Below are 1,682 nucleotides of genomic sequence, written 5' to 3'. Positions count from 1 at the left end.
GGCGTTGTGAATGCGGCTGCTGAAGCCAGGCGTAAAAACCACTGGGATGAACATCCAGCACCCGACAGAGCAGGCGAACAGGCCAGCAACAGGTGTTGTCACGGATAAAGGCGTACCTCAGTCGGACAGCTTTGCGAAGTACGCCGCGGCTTTTTTTAATATGTCCCGTTCATCGGTAACCCGCTTCAGCTCTTTCTGGAGACGGCGGATCTCAGCCTGAGCATCTGACTGTTCTTTATTAGTGGAAGGATCCGGACCGTACTTCTTTATCCAGGCGTAAAGGCTGTGGGTGGTGATATCAAGGCGTGTTGCAACGCTGGAAACAGAATAACCACGATCAACAACCTGTTTGACCGCTTCAGTTTTGAATTCTTCGGGATAACGTTTACCGCTCATGGGCACCTCTCTTTTAAGTCATCTTAAATGACTCTGAGGTGTCTGTTAAACCCGTGGCGATTCAATTCACCTATTTATACCAATACCTCCATTATTCATTAAGGGCTAAGGAGCGGTTTGCTTGAGCTAGTAGTAACGTCCGTTCCTGGCACATAGCTGCCATTGAAATGGTTGCGCACCGTCATGGGGTGTCGGGGGTCGGAGGTTCAAATCCTCTCGTGCCGACCAAAAATCCTCTAAGAACCAGCCTGTTACGGCTGGTTTTTTTATGTCTGTTTTCTGTACGGGGAAACTCCGGGGAATTATTGGGGTGAAACTATCGACAGATCACCAGCCAACTACGATCTATCGGATTGTAATATCCTCTTGAGTAGCAAGCACGATAATTGCCAGGAACCTTTTCCCTATACAGTTGTCTGACAATAGAATTCATCTGACATTAAGAAGCCCTATGATTACTAGTCTCTCATTGGTATTTGCCGTGATTACCACTCTGTGCATCATGTTGTTCGCTGCGGTAAAAGTAGGGATTGGTTTGTCTAACAATCCAGACAGAAATGATAATTAACCTCAACCACGTAACCACACTTCATACTTCACTTAACAGTGATGTGCTCACATCACCGGGCAGTCATCAAACTCCGCATTCCTGGCATCATTAATGATGTACGTGATCACTCCAAATATAGCGGGTGAAGAACTGTAACCATCATCATCTGCTGGCAGCGCTTCCCTTCTCCCGTTATCCAGATTAACCAGGTGAGGCTGAGGATGAGTCCGATATCGCTTGATCCTGAATTCCCCGTCTATCGCGCATATCAGTAGCGAGCCATCACAGGGAGAAAGTGACGCATCCACAACAAGCAACGCCCCCTGGAGTATTCCTTCCCTGAAATGTGAACGCGATGCCCGCATGAAATAAGTCGCCGCTGGCTGGCTGATTAGCTGCTGATCGAGGGAAATCCTTTTTTCAACATAATCAGCCGCAGGTGAAGGGAATCCCATGTTTACGCCCTCTCTTGAATACCGGATAAAAACACAGTATAAATACTGTATATCCATCCAGTAAAGAGGCAATGAGTAATGTTCGTGGAACTCGTTTATGACAAAAGGAATTTTGATGGTCTGCCCGGTGCAAAAGATATCATTCTGGGCGAATTGATTAAGAGGATTCACCGGATTTTCCCCGACGCTGATGTCAGGGTTAAACCGATGATGACACTGCCGGCGATCAATACTGATGCCAGCAAGCATGAGAAAGAACAGATAAGCCGTACTGTTCAGGA

Annotated in this window: 3 protein-coding genes, 1 tRNA gene and 1 pseudogene; 3 read left to right on the top strand and 2 right to left on the bottom strand. The window is 47.1% G+C overall.

Translation table 11 applies throughout. The annotated features are described in order from the left end of the window. A pseudogene (locus OGY18_RS06490) lies at positions 1 to 396 on the bottom strand (transposase); the annotation flags it as partial. 146 nt (positions 397 to 542) lie between these two features. On the opposite strand from OGY18_RS06490, the gene OGY18_RS06485 reads away from it, so the two are divergent. Beyond that, positions 543 to 624: transfer RNA gene (locus OGY18_RS06485), tRNA-Pro, on the top strand. Positions 625 to 847: 223 nt separating this feature from the next. Further along, the gene (locus OGY18_RS27305; RefSeq protein ID WP_352446998.1) at positions 848 to 964 is read left to right on the top strand and encodes a YnaM/YnfT family protein; all 117 of its coding nucleotides are present in this window, start codon (positions 848 to 850) and stop codon (positions 962 to 964) included. Positions 965 to 1,011: 47 nt separating this feature from the next. On the opposite strand, the gene OGY18_RS06480 is transcribed toward OGY18_RS27305, so the two are convergent. Further along, entirely contained in the window at positions 1,012 to 1,401 is a 390-nt protein-coding gene (locus OGY18_RS06480) for a HumD family translesion DNA polymerase (protein ID WP_264364104.1), read from the bottom strand. A 78-nt stretch (positions 1,402 to 1,479) separates the two neighbouring features. Between OGY18_RS06480 and OGY18_RS06475 the strand changes: the two genes are divergently transcribed. Next, positions 1,480 to 1,682: DinI-like family protein (locus tag OGY18_RS06475; protein WP_286552311.1), on the top strand; the 203-nt coding region annotated here is incomplete at its 3' end.

The organism is Citrobacter sp. Cpo142, assembly GCF_030332425.1.
GTDB classification, from domain to species: Bacteria; Pseudomonadota; Gammaproteobacteria; order Enterobacterales; family Enterobacteriaceae; genus Citrobacter; species Citrobacter portucalensis.
The sequence above is the reverse complement of the archived record's forward strand: the minus strand, read 5'-3'. Positions and strand labels throughout refer to the sequence as shown.